This is a genomic window from Marinobacter sp. CP1 (assembly GCF_001266795.1).
Classification (GTDB): Bacteria; Pseudomonadota; Gammaproteobacteria; order Pseudomonadales; family Oleiphilaceae; genus Marinobacter; species Marinobacter flavimaris.
On sequence record NZ_CP011929.1, the window covers coordinates 465,839 to 489,348 of the forward strand.

A 23,510-nucleotide genomic window follows, 5' to 3' on the forward strand; every position below is an offset into this window, starting at 1 on the left:
CCTTTACTTCGAATTTTTCCACTCGGCAGCCAGAAGGCCAAAACAGATAACGTCGTGATAACGTTCTCCGTCGCAGTGTTGCTCTCTGAGGACACCTTCCCGGGTAAACCCGAGACGCTCATGGAAGCGGACTGACCGCTCATTATAACCGAGCGCCTGGCCACAGAGTTTATGCAATTCCAACTCTTCAAAGGCGTACCTCAAGGCAGCTTCACCAAGCGACCGCCCTGTTCCAGGCTCTGAATCCGGCGCCAGATAGAAGCCCCAATCCGCAACCTGGGCACAGCGGGTCGAGGAGATATTAACGAAGCCTACAGGGGCCGAATCAACCTCGTAGATCAGCAGCCACACACCGGGGGCTTCACTGTTCCGGGCAAACCACTGCTCATGCTCTTCGGGAGAGATTTCATGGCTGGTGTACATGAACCGGCGCACATCGGGATGATTCCGCCAATTGAGAACCCGCGCAAGGTCCCCGGAGCGCATAAGCCTCAGCCGCCCACTACTCATCCGAACCCTCCCGGAGGGCGTCAGCCACACGCTGCACACCCAGACCATCGCAGATTGCGGCAGCATTCTGGCTCATCTCAAGCAACCTTCCAGCCGCGAGTACTTCACGCATCGCCCTGGGCAATGTCTCTTCAAGAGCGCCCGGCCACCCCAAACTGAGTGATGCGCCAGCATGTTTCAGCGCCTCAGCGCCCGGCCGCTGGTTGTCGGCCATCACCACAAGCAAGCTGGGCAAACCAAGGCAGCAGCGCTCCCAGGCAGAGCCCCCAGCGGCACCAATGGCAAGATCTGCCTGGCTCATCAGCTCCGCCATGTTGTTGGCATTTACGACCACCCGCGTAGCCAGGCGCATTGATTCCGCCTGTTCTGTCACCTCATCGATATGAGGACAGGCGGCCCCGAGAACGACGGTAACCCGATACGCGGAAACAACCTCGATGCCATCCAATACCCTCAAAACAACGCCGGTAACATTAGCCGCATCCACGCCCCCCATACTAACAAGTATGTTCCCGGGCTCCCGGGCTTTCCTTTCTTCAACAGACAGGGCACGTGCCCGTGAGAACTCGGGCCTAAGCAACGCGTAATCAGAGCCAATGAGCCGTTCGGCATGGATCGGTACACGACCATCGTAATCGTGCGGTTCACGCCCCAGATTCTGGTCCAGAAGCAAATCACACTGATGCTTTCGGTCTGCAAGGTCATCAATAGCCATCAGGCGCCGGCAAGAACCAAAAACCTGAGACTCCCAGCGATGATCGAGTGCATAGTGGTCTACCACCAGCCAGTCCAACTCGATGCCTTTCAGTGCCTTTAGAGTGTCAGAGGCATCGGCTTCCCAGCTCTCTCCCAGCCAGCCGGCGTGGGGTGGCTCATCTTCAGAATAGCTCGCGCTTTGCTCCGCCCCGCCCGATGAAAGCATTAATACCTGGTGCCCCCGGCTGCACACCGCGCTTTCGAGATTTCCCGGCTTGTGCCGCATTACGAAAAAACATCGGGCACCTGATTCCGCCAGCGCGTCTGCAAGAGTGAGGCAGCGCATCACATGACCAGAGCCTATAAGGGTGGATGCATCGACCCGAAAAGCCACTGCAAGCGATTCAGCCATTGCGCGCCCTGGCTCTCAACGCTTCGAACATATACTCAGCCGTCTTCCAATCCTCAGGAGTATCAACATCCTGAACACGGTAACGGGGAATCGGGATCCCGATAGAGTCCCGCCCGAAGATCATCCGTTCCTCAAGCCAGGCGTCCGCGGTTCCCCAATAGAACTGACCGGCATCGTGCCAAGCTTCTTCCAGATCCTGGGATCGAGTCGAAAACTGCCCGGGATGCATCATCTCCACCCGCCCGCCATCGGCAAGGCGAAGTGCACGCTGAATGGGAAAGGCATAGCTGGTCACAGAAAACGCGAAGCTGCAGCCGGCGGCTTGCAGCTCCCTTACGCCTTCCCGAATGTCCTCAGGCATGGTGAAAGGGGCCGTGGCGTAGATGCAGCAAGCGAGATCGACGACATGGCCGGCGCTTATAAACCACTCAACCGCGTGCCGGATAACCGGAAGTGTTCCCGTATAATCGTCTGAAAGATGCTCAGGACGCATAAAAGGAACTATCGCTCCGCACTGCCTCGCTACTTCGGCGATCTTTTCGTCATCGGTTGAAACGATCACCTCGTCAAAACAGCCACTCGCTCGAGCCGCTTCAATGGACCAGGCAATCATCGGTTTGCCGCAGAAATCCCGGATATTCTTGCCCGGAATCCGCTTGCTGCCTCCCCGGGCCGGAATGATCGCAACCTTCATGCCGAGAGGGCCTGCTTCAGCGCTTCAACCACCGCGTCCTGCTGTTCGAACGTCAGGCCGTGGTACATGGGAATGCTGATCGCTTCGTTGTAATAGCGCATGGATTCCGGAAAATCATCGGGCGCGAACCCCATAGCCTCGTAGAAAGGCTGAGTGTGGACGGGGATGTAATGCAGGTTAATGCCGATTCCCTGCTCCCTCAGCGACTCGAATACCTCCCGGTGGCTGGCACGAATCTCTCCCAATTTCAGTCGGATCACGTAAAGGTGAAGGCCGGAATAGCTGTCCGGATGCTGCCATGGCGTCACCACCGGCAAATCCGCCAACAGTTCATCGTATCGCCGGGCCAGTTCATGCCGACGCTTCACGAAGTCGTCCAGCCGTGCCATCTGGCTTACCCCCAGGGCCGCCTGCAACTCGGTCATACGGTAGTTAAAGCCCAGGTCCACCTGCTGATAGTACCAGGGGCCGTCTGGCTCGTGGGTCATGCGGGCAGGGTCCCGGGTTATGCCATGGCTGCGGAGCATCTCCATGCGCTGCGCCAGTTCTGCATCATTGGTGACAGCCATGCCACCTTCCGCAGTTGTCACAATTTTTACCGGATGAAAACTGAACACCGTGATATCGCTGTACCGGCCGCTGCCAATGAACTCGCCCTGATACTTGCCACCAATGGCGTGGGACGCGTCCTCGACAATGCGAAAGCCATAACGCTCAGACAACGCCTTGATCCGTTCCATGTCGCAAGGCTGGCCACACAGGTGAACAGGCACAACCACCTTGGGCAGACGATCTTGCTCCCTGGCCTGTTCCAGCTTTCGCTCAAGCGCATCCGGGCAGAGGTTGTAAGTGCGGGGGTCGATATCGACGAAATCCACCTTTGCACCGCAATAAAGACCACAGTTGGCCGAGGCCACAAACGTGACCGGCGAGGTCCACAGCCAGTCCCCTTCTCTCAGGCCGAGAGCCGCGCAGGCAATGTGCAAGGCTGACGTTGCGCTGTTAACGGCCACGCCGAATCTGGCACCCACATGGCTGGCCACCGTCTTCTCAAACTCTGGCACTTTCGGGCCCTGGGTCAGGAAGTCCGATTCAAGCACTTCAACAACGGCATCAATATCCTGTTGGGTAATCTCCTGGCGCCCGTAAGGAATCATCAATCAGATACTCCCGATTTTTTCCCGATTGGCGTCGATCCAGGCCTGCAGTTGATCCTCAGACATCCATTCCGAGTTGTTGTCACTTGAATAAATGAATCCTTCAGGAACTTTCTTGCCATCCTTGATACGAGCTGCATCGGCGCTCCAGCCATGAATGGCCGGCAGGATCTTGAAGTGTTCCGGATACTCATAGGTGTAATAGGAATCCTCGGCGCCAATCATCTGCTCATGCAGCTTCTCGCCGGGGCGGATGCCAACGATCTCGTGTTTGGCATCTGGAGCGACCGCACGGGCAAGGTCGGTCACCCTCATGGAAGGGATCTTCTTCACGTAGATTTCCCCGCCCTCCATATCCTCAAAGGCGTGCCACACCAACTCCACGCCCTCCTCCAACGAAATCATAAAGCGGGTCATCCGCTCGTCGGTAATGGGCAACACTCCCTGGTCCTTAACCGACATGAAAAACGGAATGACCGACCCACGGGAACCCATCACATTGCCATAGCGCACAACCGCAAAGCGGGTATCATGGCCACCCGCGTAGGAGTTACCAGACACAAACAATTTGTCTGAGGCCAGCTTGGTAGCGCCATACAGATTGATCGGGCTACTGGCTTTATCCGTCGAAAGTGCAACAACGCGTTTCACGCCTTTATCGATACAGGCATCGATCAGGTTCATGGCCCCATTGATATTCGTCTTGATGCACTCGAAGGGATTGTATTCCGCGGTCGGAACAATCTTGGTGGCTGCTGCATGCACCACATAGTCCACGCCATCCAGGGCCCGGTAGAGCCGGTCTTTATCGCGCACATCGCCAATAAAAAAGCGCACGCGTTGGTCGCCGGCAAACTTCTTGGCCATCTCCCACTGCTTCATCTCATCCCGCGAGAAAATAATCACTTTTCGCGGATTGAACTTCTCGAGGAGCATGGGAACGAAGGTATGGCCAAAGGAGCCTGTACCGCCGGTGATCAGTATGGAGCTGTTTTCAAACATTAGGTTTCGATTGCCTTGATTTGTTTATTCCGGGTACAACGACCCATAGACTGCATCTGAATGATAGAAGAAAAAAGGGGCAAGATCTTCCCGATCTGCCCCTTCTTTAAAAACCTGGCCGGCCTCAACGAGCAAACCGCTTCAGGCCGGGAAGCGCCTTATCTTCTCCGACTCTTGGGAAGCCACGTTTAACTGTCTATTACCATTGCACCAAACCAGATCGGCCACATCCCCATTATGGGCAAATCCTGTGGGCGCCGTTTTGAGGATCTTCATAATCTCATCGCAGTCAAATTCATGGCTTGCCCGCATCAACCGATTCAAGGTTTGCTCTACCTCATCCCAAGGCATCGAAACCTCCCTCGCCATCATGATCCGGGGGTGAGCCGTACCCTGCGGGTTGTCGCCAATCAATAACTCCTCATACAGCTTTTCACCCGGTCGCAACCCGGAGAATATAATTTCGATGTCCCCATCCGGTCGATCGTCGGTTTTCTCCATCAACCCCATCAGGTGAATCATCTTGCGGGCCAGGTCGGCGATTTTTACGGGCTCGCCCATATCCAGAACGAACACTTCGCCCCCCTGCCCCATACTGCCAGCCTGAAGAACGAGCTGGCTGGCCTCGGGAATGGTCATGAAGTACCGGATAATGTCCGGGTGAGTGACCGTAACTGGCCCACCATCGCGAATCTGGTCCCGGAATAGAGGCACAACAGAGCCGGAAGAGCCAAGTACGTTACCGAATCGCACCATGGAAAAGATGGTGTCTGACTGCCGCTGAGCCAGGCCCTGAAGCACAAGCTCAGCAAGGCGTTTGCTGGCGCCCATCACATTGGTGGGGCGCACCGCCTTATCGGTAGAAATCAGCACAAAGCGCTTCACCCCAGCCGCGATAGCCGCTTCCGCAACATTGAAGGTGCCGAAAACATTATTCTGAACACCTTCAATAATATTGTGCTCTACCAGCGGCACATGCTTGTAAGCCGCGGCGTGGTATACCGTCTCTATGCCAAAACTCCGCATCGCAGTCTCACAACGCCTACGATGAGTAACACTACCCAACAACGGGTGGATTTCTACCCCAAGTGCCTCAATTTGATTGATCGCCTGAAGCTCACGCTCGATTGCGTAGAGTGAAAATTCGGACTGTTCAAAAAGCACCAATTTGGAAGGACGATGCAGAATGATCTGGCGACAGAGTTCCGAACCTATTGAGCCTCCGGCGCCGGTTACCATTACTACACGGTCATACAGACTCGCGGCCACCTGAGCATTGTCTGGCTGAACAGGGTCCCGACCCAACAAATCCTCAAGCTCCAGATCCCGGATATCATTGATGCGTGCCTGGCCCGCTACCAGTTCGGACATGGTTGGAACGGTCTGCACCGGAATGGCGAGCGGCTCCAGCTTTTTCAGCAAGCGCTTACGATCAATACCGGAATCGGCATCCAAAGCTAACAATAAACGCTTGATGCGATGCTCTTTCACCACACGCTCAATATGACTGATGTCGTACACCGGGATTCCATTGATCAAAGCCCGATGGTTTGCTTTCAGCAGTGTGATGAAAGCGGCAGGATGATATTCAGTGCCCTGGTCCAACGCGTTTGCAAGCTGGAGACCAGTCTCGCCAGCACCAACAATTGCTACGAACTGTTTGTTGCGATGCCTCGGCCGATTGACAAGCATTCGGACCGTCATTCTGGTGCCGCTAACCCGGATTTCTCATAGTGCTCCAACAACCTTCGCAGACCAAGCCTGGTAGTGCCAGATCCGAGTGGTCATGGTCGAAGTTGGCGATTATTTAGCCAGTTTCCGGCATTCAGGCACAACTCCCCCTTTCCCCCATTGGTATCGGGCCGGGGGAGCCCGATTATCTACTGGGGCACCAAGCGCTGAACCAGTGCTGAGAGATCGTTCTTGTGTGGATAGCTATCACTCATCAACACCCGTATTCGGCGGGTGTTGCGGATGATGACTGCGCCAACCTTGATCAGCTTCAAGCGCAAGGTGCCGGCACTCATACGTTCGAAGGGCGTGTTTTTCAGATGCACCCGCAAACGCTCGAACAGGGTGTAGGCGAAGCCGGATAAGATCAGCCGCCACTGGTTGGTCCACCAGTGTGTGCTGGAGGTGCGACCGGCAAACAGATCCAGTTGTTGATCCTTGATCCGGTTCTCCATATCACCCCGTGCGCAATACTGTTCGTAGTAGAGCTTGAATCCGTCATCGTAGCGGGAGCTGATAACGAACCGGGGGTTCGGGCCTTGAGGGCCATATTCCAGGCGCGCAACCACCCAGCGTGGCTTATGCCAGCTTCGGGCTTTGTAGCGGAAGCGGAAGGTGCTGGCGAGCTTATGGCCATGAGCCTCGTAGTAGGTCCGGACTTTGTCCATGGCTGGGGCGGCAAGCGCCTCCAGCCGCTGGTTGCGGGCCATGCCTACGATGTAATCCACCTGGTTGCGATCGCACCAGGCCAGCAGTCGGGGCTTGCTGAAGTGGGAGTCGCCCCGGAACACGATCCGGGTCTGTGGCCAATACTCGCGAATAAATCGCACCAGCAGCGCCAGAATGGCCCAGCTGTGCCGGGCATCACCTCGATTGCTGGTGCGCAGATAGCTCACCAGCAAGTGCCTACCGCAGAAGACGTAAAGCGGGAAGTAGCAGTGATGGTCGTAATACCGGTTAAAGAACTTACCCGGCTGGTCGCCGTGCACCGGAATATCGGTGCCGTCAAAATCCAGCACGATTTCCTTGGGCGGCTTCTCATGCTGCTCGATAAAGTGGTGCCAGAGCAACTCATGCGCTTTGACAATGGTTTGCCGATCCATCGCCTGCTCCATTCGACAAAGCGTGGACTTGCCGGCCAGAGTCGAGGCATTCCCCGTGGCGGTTTGTAGTGCCTGATCAAAGCGAAGCGCTTCATGATCATTCAGATCTTCGTAGCCGCTGGCCACGCCGTAGACGCGCTGCCGGATCATGGTGTTGAGCCCATGACGAATCATGCGGGCATCCCGCTGGTCGGTCAGCGTCTCGGCCAGTCGCTGGGTTAGCCGGTGTTGTTTATCGACTTCGCGCAGTAACAACACACCGGCATCCGAGGTGATATGGCCTCCGGAGAAATCGGCTTCAATCTGGCGGCGGGAGAGTGGCGAGAAGGTCAGTTTTTGAGGTACCATTTTGGATAGCGGCTTTTAGTGTGGGTTTTTGTGTAGGAACTTGAATTCTAACACTTTAAGCCGCTTCTTCCTTCCTCATGCTACCTTCTTCATGAGAAATCCGGGCTAACGAAGATGAATGCCAGGGCGCCGTATATGATAGGTACGGAACGGGGAACCTGTACTTCAAGCCAGTATCCCAACAAGATCAGGGTGATCGACGAAATCACCACCCCGGTTATCACCGTAATAAAGGCCCTGTCGCTCAGGTAGCGAATGACCGCCCGGTAAAGACCCAGCTTAATGAACACGGCGATTGTGAAGACAACCGTTAGCCCCGAAACAATCAGTTGCCCCTGGTCGGGCACCCAGAACTGCTGCTCCAGACGCAGGGAAAATGCCGCCCACAAGGCAAAAAACAGGACCACCACATCGGCAAACACGGACACTAGCCGCTTGTGGACCCGAGACAGATTCAGGAATTTTTCGAACATGGTGTTCCTTTACCAGAAAAGATGATCGCCAATGTCATTCAACAGTAATACTTTCGGCCAGATTGCGAGGGTTGTCCACATCAGAACCATTACCGAGCAAAGGCTCAATCGTGGGCTGCCTGTTTCATCACAGATCGCAGAACAGCGCAGGTCTTCTCAATCTCCGAAGTTTTCAGCGTGGGATGCACTAGGAACATGAGGCTGGTTTCGCCCAGCTCGCGGGCAACCGGAAACGGTTTTTCCGGCCGGAAACCGGTATCGTCAAAGGCTTTCTCCAGATAAACCTCGGAACAGGAACCTGAAAAACAGGGCACGCCAGCCGAAACTATTTCATTGAGAATGCGATCCCGATCCCAACCATCGTTCAGCCTTTCAGGCTCCACAAAGACGTAACATTTGTAGGCCGCATGCTCTATATCCTCGGTAGTCTTCGGTACCCTTAAGCCAGGCAACGACCGGGCACATTCCCATATCCGCTCGGCGTTTGCCAGCCGCTCAGAGTGCCAATCAGCCATACGCTTCAGCTGTATACGGCCAATGGCCGCCTGCATTTCAGTCATGCGCCAATTGGTGCCGAAGCTCTCATGCAACCACCGAAAGCCAGGTGGGTGTTCACGTTCGTAGACCGCCTCCCAGCTCTTACCATGGTCTTTGTAGGACCACATCCGGCTCCAAAGGTCTCTATCGTTCGTCGTTACCATGCCACCCTCGCCACCGGTAGTCATAATCTTGTCCTGGCAAAACGACCAGCAGCCAACATGACCGATGGAACCCACGGAACGCCCTCTATACCGGGCGCCGTGAGCCTGGGCACAATCTTCAATCACGAACAATCCACGCTCTTCCACCAGCCCCATGAAGCCGTCCATATCGCAAGGCCAGCCCGCCAGGTGAACACATAAAATGGCCCGGGTTCGGGATGAAAGAACCTTGCGAACCGTTTCCGGCGTTATGTTCTGGGAGTTCGGGTCAATTTCCGCGAAAACCGGCGTTGCACCGGCCGTTACAATACTCGAAACAGACGCAAGGAAGGTCCGGGGCGTGACAACTACCTCGTCTCCTTCGCCTATTCCAAGCGACTTTAACGCAAGGTCCAGGGCGACCGTGCCATTGGCAACCGCAATGGCATACTCAGAGTCTGCAAAACCTGCGAACTCACATTCAAACTCCCGGCATTCCTGCCCAGTCCAATAGTTCACCTTATTAGAGAGCAATACCGCTGAAACGGCATCGGCTTCCTCGTTCGTGAAAGATGGCCAGGGAGAAAAAGGGGTATTTAACATTGGATACTCATTCGCACGTGAAATGGAACCGGCATCAGAACTGCCAAACCAGTGGGACCAAAGCCAATATTACTATTCCTGCGAGTATGCTGAGCGGAAAGCCCAACCGCATATAATCCGAAAAGCGATATCGCCCGGGGCCATAAACCATGAGGTTTGTCTGATAGCCAAGTGGCGTTATGAAAGAAGCAGATGCTGCGAAAATCACCGCAACAGCAAAAGGCAGAAAACTTACCCCTAGCTGTTCAGATACTGCAAGAGCAATGGGGAACATTAAAACAGCGGCAGCGTTGTTGGTAATTAATTCAGTGAAAACTGCGGTAAGGCAATAAACCATTGCCAACGCGACCCAAGGGGTAAGTGGACCAAATCCCAGAAGCCCGTCGGCAACCCAAGTAGCCGCGCCAGTTTCAGTCATCGCGTTGCCCAACGCGAACGATGCGGCTATAACCACCAGAACAGGCAGATCCACACTACGTCTTGCACGGCTTGCCGTAATACACCCAGAGACAATCATTGCCCCGGCGGCCAGGAACGCCGCCTCCATGATCTGCAACACGCCGGAAGCACTTACAAGAACCATCAAGGCAAGTATTCCAAGTGCTCTCGGTGCCCTGTGAAAATCAGGAGGCGTGGAGTCATTCAGGGCACTAACCAGAAGGAAATCCCGCCGGAAACGGTATTGCTCTACAAACTGGTGGCTCGCCTCCAGAAGCAAGGTATCCCCCATTCGAAAGGTGATATCACCCAGCTTGCCCGGCACCCGCTTGCCTTCACGGGAGAGGGAAAGAATAACCGCATTAAAACGGGTTCGGAACCGGCTGTCTCGAATGGTCTTGTTCAGCGCTGGAAACTCGGGACCAAGAACCACCTCCACCAGGCATCGCTGGTGGTTTGCCACATCCAGCTTGTGAACACTGCCATTGGCCGGCTTCAGACCCTGGATGCGACGAAGCTCGCTGGCACATTCCGGCGCGCCAACAAAGTACAGCCGGTCACCGCCCTGAAGGGTCCGGTCCGGCTCTACAGCGGTGATCAGCCGCCCACCGCGATCAATTTCGGTGAGATAGCCATAATTCAGGGCCCGCAATCCGGCCTGAGCAATGGTTTTACCCACCAAAGGCCCGGGCGCCATCACCTCAACCTCAACCCCATACTCCCGCACCTGGTCGAGCTCTTCAGTGACACCACCGCGGTCCGGCAAGATTCGCGAGGCGAAAAGAACCAGAAAAGTACCGCCCACCAACAACAGAGGAATTCCAATCCAGGCCAGCTCAAACAGCCCCAGATTGATACCAAGACGGCTCTGAAGCATACCGTCCACCACCAGGTTGGTGCTGGTGCCGATCAGAGTGCAGGTACCACCCAGAATCGCTGCATAGCTAAGAGGTAACAGGAGCTTGGAGGCAGGAACGCCCAGGCGCTGGGCCCAGTCCTGAATGGCGGGAATGAACATGGCAACAACGGCCGTGTTGTTCATAAAGCCACTCAGGATACCCGTGGGCGCAATCATTCTAAGCTGGGCTCCCTTCTCCGTTTTCGGGTGTCCCAGCAATTGACGGGCAATCCACTGCACAGCCCCCGTTTCCTTGAGGCCGGCAGCAACAACATAGAGAGTTGCGATTGTGATCACCCCGGGGTTTCCGAACCCTGCCAAAGCCTCAACCGGACCCAGGATGCCTGAAATCAGCAGGAATGCCAGAGCCGCCATCAGGATCAGGTCGGCGGAAACGCGAGTCAGTGCTAGCGAAGATAACACTACAAACAGCGTTATCAGCGTCACTATGCCTTGCCACTCCATGGAATTAATCCCTGCGGATAATCAGGTTCCGCTCAAGCAGATAGGCAATAAGGGTATCCACACAAGCTTCCACGGACATGGTTGACGTATCCAGGCGAAGTTCAGGGTGGGAAGGAATCTCATAGGGCGAGTCAATCCCGGTGAAATGTTTGATCTCACCGGAGCGGGCTTTCCGATAAAGCCCTTTGGGATCACGTTCTTCACAGGTTTCCAGGGGCGTATCCATAAACACTTCAATGAACTCGCCTGCCGGGAACAGCTTGCGAACCATGCGGCGGTCGCTGGTGAACGGTGATATAAAAGCACTCATTACAATCAGGCCCGCGTCTGCAAACAGCTTGCAGACCTCGCCTACCCGGCGGATATTCTCTTCGCGGTCATCGTCCGAGAAACCAAGATCGCTACACAGCCCGTGGCGGACGTTGTCGCCATCCAGCAGGAAGGTGTGATATCCGCGCCTGTGCAGAGCAACGTCAAGGGCGTTGGCAATGGTGGATTTGCCGGAACCGCTCAGACCGGTAAACCACAGCAGGCAGGGTTTCTGGTTTTTGTTTACCGAACGCTCGGCACGGGTGATTTTGTGATCGTGCCAGACAATATGATCAGCCAAGGTTCTTTCCCTCGAATCTGGATTTGTTTGTCGGATTACGCTTTGCTAATCCGACCTACGTAGGCTTGGGTTGAATTGTAGGTCGATGAGATGGTCTCCTCCCCTCCTAATCGGCGTCGCAATGCGCCAGGATAGGGAAGGAGAATTTTCCTATCAGAAACGAGTGGGAGGAGACCATGAGTAAGGTTACAACGGTTGGCATTGATCTCGCAAAGAACACGTTTGTCCTTTTTGGGCTGGGCCCTAAAGGTCACAGCGGGTGGAAGCGCAAAGTGCGCCGCAAGCAGTTGCTGGAGCAGCTGGTGCGTTTGGAGCCTTGCACAGTCGCTCTTGAGGCGTGTGGGAGCTCGCACTATTGGGCTCGCCAGATACGAGCGTTAGGGCATCAGGTTGAGTTGTTACCGCCTCAACATGTGAAGGGCTATCTTCGAGGTCAGAAAAACGATTACAACGATGCTCAGGCCATTGCGGAGGCCAGTGAACATGGGCGAATTCGCCCGGTGCCGATCAAAGAGGTCGAGCAGCAGGATGATCAGATACTGCACAAGCTGCGCCAGGGCGTGAGCAAGGATCGGGTACGAATCAGCAATCAGCTTCGAGGATTGCTGGCCGAGTACGGTGTGATCATGCCCCAGGGAATAGCGGCGCTGCGCCGGGAGCTGCCACTGGCACTGGAAGACGCTGACAACGGGTTGAGCGAGCGGGCCCGGCAGTTGTTGCACCGCCAGTATCAGCGTTTTCTGGAAGTAGAGCAGGAACTGGCCTGGTACGACCAACAAGTAAAGCAGAGATCGAGACAGGATGAGACCTGTCGGCGCCTGCAAGCGATACCGGGCGTTGGTGAAGTCGTCGCCAGTCTGCTGAAGGGCTGGATGGGTGATGGCCGCCAATTCCGGCGAGGCCGAGACGCTGGCGCAGCGCTGGGCCTGATCCCCCGTCAGAACAGCACCGGGGGCAAAGACGTCTTACTGGGAATCAGCAAGCGAGGCGACCCGTACGTACGCGCCCAACTGGTTCACGGGGCGAGAGCGGTGGTTGCCCGTGCGGACGGGAAAATGGACCGCCTCAGCCGATGGATCCAGCGACTCAAGGCAGAGCGAGGGTTCAACAAGGCAACCGTCGCATTGGCCAACAAGTTGGTTCGCATTGCCTGGGTGATTATCGCCCGAGGCGAGCACTACCAGCCATCGGAGCAACGGCTGGCGGTATGAATAAGTCAGGGATTGACTGAGCTAAATCACCGACGCGACGTCGGAAAGTAAAGCGGTTACCCTTCCCGCAGGTTGCGAGGGTCACAGCAATCGATGGCATAACAGGTCAGACCGGCCTGCCGAAAACCTGACTAATCCAAGGGCCCCAGAGGCCGTTAGGTCGATAAGGACGGCAGGCGCGGATCTTCCATCAAGGCCAGAGGCGACAAAGCCGCCTCATCAAACAGGCCGGATATACGGGCGCAAACCTGTCCCTGACATTGAGTGCTGAGACCTTGCAAACGGGGAGGAGACCATATACGGATTAGAGGCGAAGCCTCGTAATCCGACAACTGTTCAAACCGGTTTACACCCCCACTCCGGATAATTCTCTCGGATAAATCGGTTCAGATTGCGCTCAGCCTCGGTATATTCCCGCTCAGTCACGGCGCCCGCGCCATCTATCGCCTTATCCACCATACCGGCTGCCACAGTCACATTCGTCAGCTTGTCTATCAGGATAAAGCTACCGGTTCCCGGGTGCCGCTGATAATCCTCAACCACCACCGGCTCGGACAGCTCCACATCACAAAGTCCAATCGAATTCAGCTCAAGGCCGCTCTTCGCCTCCGGGTAGTGCTCCAGAGTATTCACATCAATCTCTTCAAGCACCTCGTTGACGTAGCAGTTCGTCACGCGGGTGCCGATTTTGATGCCGTATTCACGGCCGGGTTTCAACGCCTGCTCATTCATCCAGACAATGTGGGCGGCAAAGCGATTGCCCAAAGCAGGCCTGCTGTTGGCATGCACCAGGAGATCGCCACGGGAAATATCCACTTCATCTTCCAGGGTCAACGTAATGGCATCCCCCGGCCAGGCCCGATCAATCTCCCCGTCATAATTGTGAATGCCTTTTACCCTGGAAGTCTTTCCAGAAGGCAGCACTGCCACCTCATCACCCTTGTGCACTACACCACTGGCCAGCGTGCCGCAATAGCCCCGGAAATCCAGGTTCGGACGGTTCACATACTGCACCGGGAAGCGAAGGTCGGTTACGTTCTGATCTTCCAGAACTTCCACCTGCTCGAGAATGTTCATCAAGGTCTCGCCGTGGTACCAGGGCGTTTGCTCGCTGCGGTTCACTACGTTATCGCCATTCAACGCCGAAATTGGCACGTAGTAGACATCCTCCAGACCAAGTTGAGCAGCCAGCTTCTGGTATTCCTCGCGGATGTTGTTGAACACCTCCTCCGAGAAGTCCACCAGATCCATTTTGTTGATCGCGACCACAACATGCTTGAGGCCAAGCAGGCTGACAATAAAGCTGTGCCTGCGAGACTGTGTGAGCACTCCCTTACGGGCATCGATCATCACCACCGCCAGATCACAGGTAGAGGCACCGGTAGCCATATTACGGGTGTACTGCTCATGGCCCGGGCAGTCGGCAATGATGAACTTGCGCTTGTCTGTAGAGAAATACCGGTAAGCTACATCAATGGTAATACCCTGCTCCCGTTCAGAAGCCAGGCCATCCACCAGCAAGGCCAGGTCCAGCGCTTCACCGGCATTGCCCTGGCGCTCGCTGTCTTTGTGCAAGGTCGCAAGGTGGTCTTCAAAGATCAACTTGGAGTCGAACAAAAGGCGACCAATCAGGGTGGACTTGCCATCATCAACGCTACCGCAAGTTAAAAAGCGCAGCAGGTCCTTGTTCTCGTGCTGATCCAGGTACGCGAGGATATCGGATTCAATCAATTCAGATGCGTGAGACATAACAACTCCTTAGAAATACCCTTCGCGCTTTTTCTGTTCCATGGAAGCAGCAGAATCATGGTCGATCACCCGCCCCTGCCGTTCGGACGTCTTGGTCAACAACATCTCCTGAATAATCTCTGGCAATGTCGCCGCCTCGGACTCAACCGCCCCGGTCAACGGATAGCACCCAAGCGTACGGAATCGCACCATCTTCATTTCCGGCTTTTCGCCAGGTTCCAGTGGCATCCGATCATCATCCACCATAATTAGAGTGCCGTCGCGCTCGACTACCGGGCGTTCTGCTGCGTAATAGAGCGGCACAATGTCGATGTTCTCCAGATAGATGTACTGCCAGATATCCAGCTCCGTCCAGTTGGAAAGCGGGAACACACGAATACTTTCGCCCTTGTTTACCTTGCCGTTGAATAGATTCCACAGCTCTGGGCGCTGGTTCTTCGGATCCCAGCGATGGAACTTATCCCGGAAAGAATATACCCGTTCCTTGGCCCGGGATTTTTCCTCATCGCGACGGGCACCACCGAAGGCTGCATCAAAGCCATACTTGTCCAAAGCCTGCTTCAGCGCCTGGGTTTTCATCACGTCTGTATGCTTGGCACTGCCGTGGGTAAATGGGCCAATGCCCTGGGCCACACCTTCCTGATTGGTGTGCACAATCAGTTTCAGCCCCAGCCGCTCAGTCAATTCGTCCCGGAACTTGATCATCTCCCGGAATTTCCAGGTAGTGTCCACATGCATCAGCGGGAACGGCGGTTTACCGGGCGCAAACGCTTTCATGGCGAGGTGCAGCATTACCGCTGAATCCTTGCCAATGGAGTACAGCATTACCGGGTTATCAAACTCGGCGGCTACTTCTCTAATAATATGAATGGACTCTGCCTCGAGCTGTTTGAGGTGAGTTTTTTTTGGGGGAGTTAAGGTCATTGGTATTTCCAGTCTGGCTTGTTGGATTCGGCCGTTGACTTATCCAACAAAGAAACGCTCGAATTGAAAGAAGGTCGCACTAGAGGCAACGCCTCGTAATCCGACACGCAGGCCGTCAAGCCCAGAAAGAGCACATTACGCCCAAGAATTCATCTAACTGACCGGCAGGAAGTGTATTGATACCGGCTGCCGCCTTACGCCCGCCACCGGAGGGGAACTGGCGAGCCACTTCATCAGCACCAATGCGATTGTTCAAAGGCGCACGAATACTAACCTGATAGGTGTTATCTGCCTTCTCCGTAACAATCCCACAAGCTGTGTCCGGATTACGATTGGTAAGCTCATTGCCCAGCACACCACTTACCCGACGGGCCCAGGCCTCATCTGGCAGCTTTAGCACCAGCGATTTACCAGATTCTGAAAGCACAGGGGCTTCCAACCCCCGGGCCATATCATCCTCATAGCCTTCGCTCAGTCTTTTCCAGGCAACGGGGGCCGAACCAATCAGTTCTAACGGGTCCGCAAACCTCACAAACTCCCTGTACAGATCTCCTGGGTGGAAGTGCAGGTCTTCAAAAGTGGCCCCATACCCGTTGTAGTTCATACACACACCAAGAGTTTTTAGCGACTCAGTCTGCCGGGCTGACATACCCGCCTTCGCGGCAAGCTCTTCGCCAACCGCATTCAGATTGTCGCCGAATGCAGCAACAATGGCCCAGCGATGGAAACGGCCGCGGAGGTGTCTATCGACCAACAGGCTCGTGCAGGTAGTAGCTTGAGTATCAATCAGGCAAGTGAAGGTAGGAGCATCAGGCAATTTATCGCCGGGAAAGTGGTGATCAACATAAAAAACGGAACAACCTGCGGCGAGCAAGTTGTCCACCGCTTCACGGTTTTTATCGAGACTGATATCAAGAACATTAACGTGATCCCGCTTTCCAGCATGTACCTGCTGCACCAAGGAAATATCCCGCTTTACCCCAGTGATTAGCTCTGTTTCCATGGGCTCCGCCAAGCGGAGCTGAATAAGAGCGCAGATGCCATCGGCATCTCCGTTGAAGACGTCGTAAGTTGCCATACCTACCCTTTTGTATTGCGCCTCCTCATTCCTTGGTGAAAGAGGAGTGGCGAGAACTCAGCCGTTCGTAGGCCTGGTAGAGAAGAATCCGTCAAGCATTGAATGCTCGATTTTCATCGAATTTCAGGATTTCAAAATCTTGGCGGGATTTCCGGCAACTACCGAACGAGGCGGAACATTCTTCGTAACAACAGCTCCCATACCGACAACTGCGGCCTCGCCGATCTCCAGCAACTGCCGCACAGACGCACAAGCACCTACCCAGCTTTGCTCGTTGAGCGTAACACCACCGGCCAGTACGGCATTGGGGCTGATATGAGCAAAATCGCCAATCATACAATCATGCTCAACCACTGCTCCGGTGTTCAATATCACACCAGCCCCAACAATGGCGCAGGCGTTTATAACTGCGTTTGCAAAAACCACAGAGCCCTCACCTACTGGAGAATGAGCACTAATCCTCGCGGCAGGATGGACAACACTCACAACATTTGCGCCAGCATTTCTAAGCTGTGCCTGTTTAGCGGCCCTGATAGCGTTGCTACCGATACCAACAACCACACCATCAAACTCATCAAGACGATCGATTAATGCAGTAGTATCGCCTTGCACATTCCAAGGACCATTAACCGTGAGTTCCGGCCAAGCATCATCAAAGAAAATAACCTCTAGCCAACCCGAGCACTCGGCTGCATCAGCCACTACCTTACCGTGGCCGCTGGCGCCCAGAATGGCTAAACGCATCAATTCTTATTCCCGGTAAACTTGGACATAGTCGCTTCTCCTTCACCGCTAATGCCATCGCGAACCAGCACTTTTTTAATGGTAAGAAACAAAATCTTCAGATCCAGCAGGAATGATTGGTTATCCACATACCAAACATCCAGCCTGAACTTGTCCTCCCACGAGATCGCATTTCGGCCATTCACCTGAGCCCACCCCGTGACACCTGGACGAACGTCATGGCGCCGATATTGCTCTTCAGAATACAGGGGTAGATATTCCATCAACAATGGGCGGGGTCCCACCAAGCTCATTTCTCCTTTCAGCACGTTCCAAAGTTCCGGCAACTCATCCAGACTGGTTGAGCGCAAAAGCTTTCCAAAGGGAGTCATCCTCTGGTCGTCCGGAAGTGGATTGCGCTTGCTATCGACCGCATCCAGCATGGTCCGAAACTTGATCATCTCAAAAGGTTTACCGTTTTTGCCGGGCCGAGTTTGGCGAAAGAAGATCGGGGAGCCGAGCTTCCGACGGATTTGGACTGCCACAAGGAAAATCACTGGCAGCAATACGATCAACGCGATAAGCGACACGATCAAATCGAAAAAACGTTTAGACATATACGACTAGTGACCTCGACCACGTAGCAACTGATTGAAAAGGTCATCATATTTCTTCGCTAGCACAGCATATTCGTGACAATTGATCGCCGCTTGACGCCCGCTTTCACCCATTGCCTGCAGTTCTTCTTCAGACATATGGCTGAGCTGTAACGCACCGCCAGCTATGGCCTCCGAATTCTCGGCGGGTACCGTAATCCCAGCACCATAACTTGCTACGGGGTCAAATCTTCCAGAAAACGCATGAAGAATCGGTTTGCCGGAATACAGATAGTCAAACAACTTGTTCGCAGCAATGCCATGGTCGTAAAGGCTAGAGTCTTTCCATCCAATAAAGCAGGCATCACACCTTTGGAGTACCGACTGAACCTGGGTTCTAGAGACAGCATCCAGAAAGACTATATTGCCAAGCCTAGCCGCCTTTGCCTGCGCCTCAAGATCAGACTTACTCCTTCCATTACCAACCAATACAAAGTGAATATTTGCCCCCTTATCCAATAGCAGCTTGGCAGCTGCAACCAGGGACTCAAGGGCATTCGCGGTTCCCATTGTTCCAGCGTAGGCAATTCTGAATCCATGCTGGGGAATGCGAGACGCTACTTCTTCAGGCAGAGCTTCTACCTGACGTAACTCCTCTAAGGAAAAGCCGTTAGGTATCCAGCTGAAACGGCTCGCGGGCAATCCTCGTTCACGCATGTGTGACCCAGCCCCTCAAGATTAGAGGTCGTGTGGTCGGCCGTCCTGTAGGCAAAGTTTTCAATCCACTGCAAAAAACGGATGAAAGGATGCCGGCGTGAGTACCCGCCGACTTCCATAAATGTCAGTGGCCAGATATCACGGACTTCAAAAATCAGTTTGGCACCACAACGCCTTGCCAGCCGGTAGGCGCCCAGATATCCGATAAGGGAAGGAGATGAATAAACAATAATATCAGGTTTTTGCCCAAGCCTTTTGTCAAGCTGCCTGACCTGAAAAGCAAACACAAACCAATTCCAAATCCGACGTTTATCGTGAGCGTGTTCATATTGAGAGGAAGGCAGACGGAGAAATCGAAAGCCTTCAAAAACCTCACTCTCAGGCGCGCAACCAGCAACTACCGCATCTCTGATCAGATGAGTCCAACGTGAAGCAACCAACGTCACTTCATAGCCTAACTTGACAAGCTCTCGTGACAAGTCTCGGTGTCTCCCTCCAATACCTGTAGAAGGAAGAGATGCATATTGATTTATTATCCAAACTCTTTTCTTATTCATGCATCCGCCCGCAACAACTCCCTCACAATTCTGTTGGAGGCTTCACCACCACCATACAATTGATCTGAATCTTGGATTCGTCGTCCAAGATTTCGCTCAGCCGCTTCAAAAATCCTGGATTCATCTGCACCGACAAGCTCATTGGCCCCGACATCAACCAACTCTACCCATTCAGTTTGGTCGCGCATCGTCACGCAAGCCTTACCAAAGAAAAAAGCTTCTTTCTGCACACTGCCACTATCAGTCAGTACTAATTGGCAATGATCAAGTAACCAAACCATCTCAAAGTACCCGACAGGATCAATGATGTGTATGTCAAGCGTCAGCCCCTGCTGAGCGATCAGGTTTCTGGTGCGAGGGTGTAAAGGCAAAACCACCGGAGCCTTTTCACGGTGAGTCTTATTCAACGCATTTACAATGCTTGCAAGACGCCGGGGGCAATCGGTGTTTTCAGCCCGATGAAGCGTCGCCAAAATAAACGTTTCCGGTAGAACATTTGTAGGCGCAATCGCCTTTTCGGCAAACATCAGGGCAGCGTCTTGCATGACGTCACCAGACTGCACTACTTTCGCGGATTTGACTTCGAAGCCTTCATTTTCGAGATTTTTTACTGCGGTATCCGTTGGGCAAAAAAGCAGGTCGCTGATCTGGTCAGTGAGAATGCGGTTGATCTCCTCAGGCATCCGCATGTTGAAGCTTCGCAAGCCTGCCTCCACGTGGGCAACCGGTATATGTAGCTTTGCCGCTGCCAATGCGCCTGCAAGGGTTGAATTTGTATCACCGTAAACCAACACCCTGTCCGGCTTGTGTTCGAGTAACGCCTGCTCAATTTCGATCAGCATTCTCCCCGTCATTTCTCCATGATTGCCCCCATGGATATCAAGCTGAATATCGGGCCGCGGTATATTCAACTGATTAAAGAAAACATCCGACATATTGGCATCAAAATGCTGCCCGGTGTGGAGCACGATTTCCTCCAATCCTCGCACCTCTTGAATAGCACGAGAGACAACGCTTGCCTTTATGAACTGAGGGCGCGCACCAATAATGGTCAAATTTCTTTGCTTTGATCCTCAGTCCGTAAGAGATTCATAGAGTTGAATAAGTTTCCGCTCTTCATTACCCCAGTTGTACAGCTCCTGGACCGCGCGTTGTCCATTGAGCCCCATTTTCTCCGCTTCTTCGGGGTGCGTAACAAGGTAGTCGATGGCCTCAGCAATGGCCTTGGGGTTGAGCGGGTCGACGCATAGGCCGCATTGGTTTCCCTCAATGATCTGCTTCCACAGGGCGAAATTCGAGGCGATTACCGGCAACCCGGCTGCCATATACTCAAACATTTTTACTGGCAATGCATCAAGATAATTAACAATAGGGTGCAGTGTCACTAGGCCCGCGAAGGACTCATTCAGTACTGTCTTAACACCCTGGCGATCTAACCAACCACGGTAGTCCACTCGTTGCCAACCAGGTTCGGCCCGGACTTGTGCCTCGAAATCCGGTTGGCCGAAACTACCCGCTAACGAAAATCGGACATCCGTCTCAACCAAGCCAAAAGACTTAACCATTTCGTGAATTCCACGAATGCGGTCAAGCCCACCAACATAAGCGACTTGTTCCCTCTTTTTTGACCGATCCACGGTTCCAACGGAGAACTCATCCAGCAAAGGATAGTTGTTAATATCCACCGAGCGGACACCCATAGACGCAAACTTAGTGCGTATGTGTGGGGTAGCTCCAATAACTACATCTAGCTCTGCGCAAGCGTACTTTTCATAAACCGCGAACGTCTTGGATAAAAGCCATCTAGCTGGTTTATTCAAGTAGGGCTTGCCCAAAAGCTGCTTGGGAACATCCTCATGGGAGTCGAAGATTACTTTTTTGCCGTATTTTTTAAGTTTTAGGCCAACCGGAATCAGCTCTGGATCGTGCAGGTGATAGATATCAGCATCCAGCGCCACTGCTTTAGCCAACACCCTGCTCGGTGCAGTGCGAATACGATCGAAACGGCCTCTAGATGCACCGACATCGTAGATTGCCACGCCAGCATTCTCCCCATCGCCTTTACCATCAGCTACTACCAGCGATACGGAATAACCACCCTTAACCAGCGATTTGCATTCTTTCACGAAAATTCGGATATCAGATCTCGGATGCGCAGAACTCAAATGAACCACTGAAATCATAGAAAACCTATGGAGTTATGAACGCTTAGAAACCTATTCAACAACAAGATACTGCGAATACAGTCTATATCCAGCATTGCTCTTTTAAACCTATCAGGCTTATCTCGAAAATTTATCTCTTTTATGATAACTCAAGAGACGATCAAAAATTACCCAACTATTCGATATCTTCTAAATTTAATCAAATAAAGAAAGAAAAAAATAAAAATATAATATGAAACCATTGGAATTATCAGATTTAGTGGATCAGTGTGAAAGAAAAACCAAAACCAAAAGAATGCAAAGAAAATATAGATACCGCACTTTCCCGGAATTTCTAGCGAAACAATTAAGGAGCTGAGTTTTCCACCAACTAACCCCGATACAGAAGAGGCGATTGCAAGAAAAATGACACCACCATTCAAGAGCATCAAACCCACCCAACCAACTGGAACATACCCATCGCTCAAACCAATTAATTCTTTATTTATTTGGGCTGGAATGGAGGCATTAATTGCATCCAAGCCGCCTCCAACAACAGATAAACCAGGCAATGCATCTAAAACAACTCGCGGGTAATCAAAAATATATCTGAACCCACCATATTTATCGAGATCTTCCAAAATCAAAAAAGCGCTTACAAGGGAATGGTCGAAATGTCTGAATATGGCTACCAGAGGATCCGCGCCCTGGCCAGAGAAACTTTCTTGATTCTTCATAAATAGAGAGAAAAAATCACCGGCTCCGGCATTGGATAATGCGAGGGCGTAGAAAAAAGATCTACCATATGCAATAACTGCCAGCCCAATTGCAGCTAAAGTGCATGCAAGAGCAATAACTCTTGCGTTAATACCTTTCGAATTAACATATATAAAGAAAACGGGAAGTAACGTAAGTATTAGATTACCTCGTCCACCAGTGCTCATTGCCCAAGCGCCGTAAAAAGACGCCGCTATTGTCAGTATTACGAAATTTCTCAGCGAGGGAAAACTAACAAAAAAGGCAACGAAAATAAAAAAGAAAGGAACGATGACCTTCACGAACGGCGTAACGTAATCAAAGACCCCGCCGTCAATTTCGCCTGCCCTGCTCAAATATCCAGACATCGCAAATTTGACAATTCCGCCATAGCCGATCGACTTCAAATATATTAAAAGACACCCCATAAACAGTCCGAAAACAATGAAACGAATAAATCTTTTATTATTTACCCTAAGAACCCCTTCCCACTTCGACCTTACATTGAAAATTATATAAAAAACATTCACCAACACCAAAGATATCATAATAGAAAAATACAAATATAACGAATCAGCAGCCTCACTATATCGCGACATATATACCCATTCAGAGGTTGAGTGTATATGAAAAACGATGGGTACAAAAATATAATACAAAGAGAAAAAGAAGTTAAAAATAGAAAGAAAATCTATGGTAAAGTCCCGCTTTCGAAGAAGCTCGAATAGAACAACAATAAAAAACAAACCGAAGTACAAAAAAATCAATTTGTCACACCCATTTCTACCTCGGATTAGAAACCATCAAATTAATAAAAGCCTAAAAACCAAAACTTATTGAGAAATCAAAAAACCGATGACTTAACCACGCGTCCTTCGAACTACCTTCCCACTCTCTAAAGAAAAAATAATAAATTGAAGTGAAAACCTAAAAGAAACGAAAAACCTAACGATGGTAGCACTATTTTATCCAGAGGAGCACGAAAGCCTATAAAATATATTCGATTCTCAGAATTCTCATTCACCCTATCTAATCAATGCCAAACCACAATATGTGCCAATGAGACTGAGATCGATCAGCTTACATTCGGTCGCACTGTGCATTAATAATAACGTCGCCATGCGTTCATCTGGGCCTGCTATCCCGAATGGTATCGCAATCAATTTATCCACGCGGAACTATATCCCCCTCTAATTCGGAACTCGTTGCCCCATCAATGACGTCAGTAGTTCTAA

Annotated in this window: 21 protein-coding genes and 1 pseudogene; 1 reads left to right on the forward strand and 21 read right to left on the reverse strand. The window is 52.6% G+C overall.

The window, feature by feature from the left end; translation table 11 throughout:
- Positions 1 to 3: 3 nt before the first annotated feature.
- From pseH to cysC, 11 genes and pseudogenes are all read right to left on the reverse strand, one after another.
- Complete coding sequence (gene pseH / locus ACP86_RS02205) at positions 4 to 510, reverse strand: UDP-4-amino-4,6-dideoxy-N-acetyl-beta-L-altrosamine N-acetyltransferase (RefSeq protein WP_227507800.1); 507 nt, start codon at positions 508 to 510, stop codon at positions 4 to 6.
- Complete coding sequence (gene pseG, locus ACP86_RS02210) at positions 503 to 1,618, reverse strand: UDP-2,4-diacetamido-2,4,6-trideoxy-beta-L-altropyranose hydrolase (RefSeq protein WP_053112604.1); 1,116 nt, start codon at positions 1,616 to 1,618, stop codon at positions 503 to 505. The genes pseH and pseG overlap by 8 nt, the downstream gene beginning before the upstream one ends.
- On the reverse strand, positions 1,611 to 2,312 hold the full coding sequence (gene pseF / locus ACP86_RS02215) for a pseudaminic acid cytidylyltransferase (protein WP_008170283.1): 702 nt from the start codon (positions 2,310 to 2,312) through the stop codon (positions 1,611 to 1,613). Before pseF ends, pseG begins: the two co-directional genes overlap by 8 nt.
- Positions 2,309 to 3,469, reverse strand: a complete 1,161-nt coding sequence (pseC, locus tag ACP86_RS02220) for a UDP-4-amino-4,6-dideoxy-N-acetyl-beta-L-altrosamine transaminase (protein ID WP_053112606.1) — start codon at positions 3,467 to 3,469, stop codon at positions 2,309 to 2,311. The genes pseF and pseC overlap by 4 nt, the downstream gene beginning before the upstream one ends.
- Before the next feature lie 3 nt (positions 3,470 to 3,472).
- Complete coding sequence (pseB, locus tag ACP86_RS02225; protein ID WP_053112607.1) at positions 3,473 to 4,471, reverse strand: UDP-N-acetylglucosamine 4,6-dehydratase (inverting); 999 nt, start codon at positions 4,469 to 4,471, stop codon at positions 3,473 to 3,475.
- A gap of 141 nt (positions 4,472 to 4,612) precedes the next feature.
- Positions 4,613 to 6,163, reverse strand: a complete 1,551-nt coding sequence (locus tag ACP86_RS02230) for a nucleoside-diphosphate sugar epimerase/dehydratase (protein WP_227507801.1) — start codon at positions 6,161 to 6,163, stop codon at positions 4,613 to 4,615.
- Between the two features lie 188 nt (positions 6,164 to 6,351).
- Positions 6,352 to 7,653, reverse strand: coding sequence for an IS1380 family transposase (locus tag ACP86_RS02235; protein ID WP_041336316.1), 1,302 nt, complete (start codon positions 7,651 to 7,653; stop codon positions 6,352 to 6,354).
- A gap of 104 nt (positions 7,654 to 7,757) precedes the next feature.
- Positions 7,758 to 8,126: pseudogene (locus ACP86_RS02240) on the reverse strand (polysaccharide biosynthesis protein); the annotation flags it as partial.
- A gap of 104 nt (positions 8,127 to 8,230) precedes the next feature.
- Positions 8,231 to 9,409 carry a DegT/DnrJ/EryC1/StrS family aminotransferase gene (locus tag ACP86_RS02245; RefSeq protein WP_053112614.1) on the reverse strand — a complete coding sequence of 393 codons (1,179 nt, stop codon included), beginning with the start codon at positions 9,407 to 9,409 and terminating at the stop codon, positions 8,231 to 8,233.
- 34 nt (positions 9,410 to 9,443) lie between these two features.
- The gene (locus ACP86_RS02250) at positions 9,444 to 11,210 is read right to left on the reverse strand and encodes an SLC13 family permease (protein WP_053112616.1); all 1,767 of its coding nucleotides are present in this window, start codon (positions 11,208 to 11,210) and stop codon (positions 9,444 to 9,446) included.
- Positions 11,211 to 11,214: 4 nt separating this feature from the next.
- On the reverse strand, positions 11,215 to 11,820 hold the full coding sequence (gene cysC, locus ACP86_RS02255; protein ID WP_053112618.1) for an adenylyl-sulfate kinase: 606 nt from the start codon (positions 11,818 to 11,820) through the stop codon (positions 11,215 to 11,217).
- 176 nt (positions 11,821 to 11,996) lie between these two features.
- On the opposite strand from cysC, the gene ACP86_RS02260 reads away from it, so the two are divergent.
- The gene (locus ACP86_RS02260) at positions 11,997 to 13,031 is read left to right on the forward strand and encodes an IS110 family transposase (RefSeq protein WP_053112620.1); all 1,035 of its coding nucleotides are present in this window, start codon (positions 11,997 to 11,999) and stop codon (positions 13,029 to 13,031) included.
- A 336-nt stretch (positions 13,032 to 13,367) separates the two neighbouring features.
- On the opposite strand, the gene cysN is transcribed toward ACP86_RS02260, so the two are convergent.
- The 10 genes from cysN to ACP86_RS02305 all read right to left on the reverse strand — a co-directional run bounded on the left by cysN (position 13,368) and on the right by ACP86_RS02305 (position 22,811).
- A complete protein-coding gene (gene cysN / locus ACP86_RS02265; RefSeq protein ID WP_053112622.1) occupies positions 13,368 to 14,780 on the reverse strand; it encodes a sulfate adenylyltransferase subunit CysN in 1,413 nt (470 codons plus the stop codon).
- 9 nt (positions 14,781 to 14,789) lie between these two features.
- Entirely contained in the window at positions 14,790 to 15,704 is a 915-nt protein-coding gene (gene cysD / locus ACP86_RS02270; protein ID WP_053112624.1) for a sulfate adenylyltransferase subunit CysD, read from the reverse strand.
- Positions 15,705 to 15,819: 115 nt separating this feature from the next.
- Entirely contained in the window at positions 15,820 to 16,782 is a 963-nt protein-coding gene (locus ACP86_RS02275; protein ID WP_053112626.1) for a DHH family phosphoesterase, read from the reverse strand.
- A 123-nt stretch (positions 16,783 to 16,905) separates the two neighbouring features.
- Complete coding sequence (locus ACP86_RS02280; RefSeq protein ID WP_176443021.1) at positions 16,906 to 17,526, reverse strand: acetyltransferase; 621 nt, start codon at positions 17,524 to 17,526, stop codon at positions 16,906 to 16,908.
- Complete coding sequence (locus tag ACP86_RS02285; protein WP_053112630.1) at positions 17,526 to 18,122, reverse strand: sugar transferase; 597 nt, start codon at positions 18,120 to 18,122, stop codon at positions 17,526 to 17,528. The genes ACP86_RS02280 and ACP86_RS02285 overlap by 1 nt, the downstream gene beginning before the upstream one ends.
- 6 nt (positions 18,123 to 18,128) lie before the next feature.
- Entirely contained in the window at positions 18,129 to 18,818 is a 690-nt protein-coding gene (locus ACP86_RS22405) for a glycosyltransferase family 4 protein (RefSeq protein ID WP_082220534.1), read from the reverse strand.
- Positions 18,758 to 19,375 (reverse strand): glycosyltransferase, encoded by a 618-nt coding sequence (locus tag ACP86_RS22410; protein WP_082220535.1) that lies wholly within the window; start codon positions 19,373 to 19,375, stop codon positions 18,758 to 18,760. The genes ACP86_RS22405 and ACP86_RS22410 overlap by 61 nt, the downstream gene beginning before the upstream one ends.
- Positions 19,372 to 20,430 carry a non-hydrolyzing UDP-N-acetylglucosamine 2-epimerase gene (gene wecB, locus ACP86_RS02295; protein ID WP_053112632.1) on the reverse strand — a complete coding sequence of 353 codons (1,059 nt, stop codon included), beginning with the start codon at positions 20,428 to 20,430 and terminating at the stop codon, positions 19,372 to 19,374. The genes ACP86_RS22410 and wecB overlap by 4 nt, the downstream gene beginning before the upstream one ends.
- 18 nt (positions 20,431 to 20,448) lie before the next feature.
- Complete coding sequence (locus ACP86_RS02300) at positions 20,449 to 21,558, reverse strand: glycosyltransferase family 4 protein (RefSeq protein ID WP_082220536.1); 1,110 nt, start codon at positions 21,556 to 21,558, stop codon at positions 20,449 to 20,451.
- A gap of 149 nt (positions 21,559 to 21,707) precedes the next feature.
- Complete coding sequence (locus ACP86_RS02305; RefSeq protein WP_144422716.1) at positions 21,708 to 22,811, reverse strand: hypothetical protein; 1,104 nt, start codon at positions 22,809 to 22,811, stop codon at positions 21,708 to 21,710.
- Between the last annotated feature and the right edge of the window lie 699 nt (positions 22,812 to 23,510).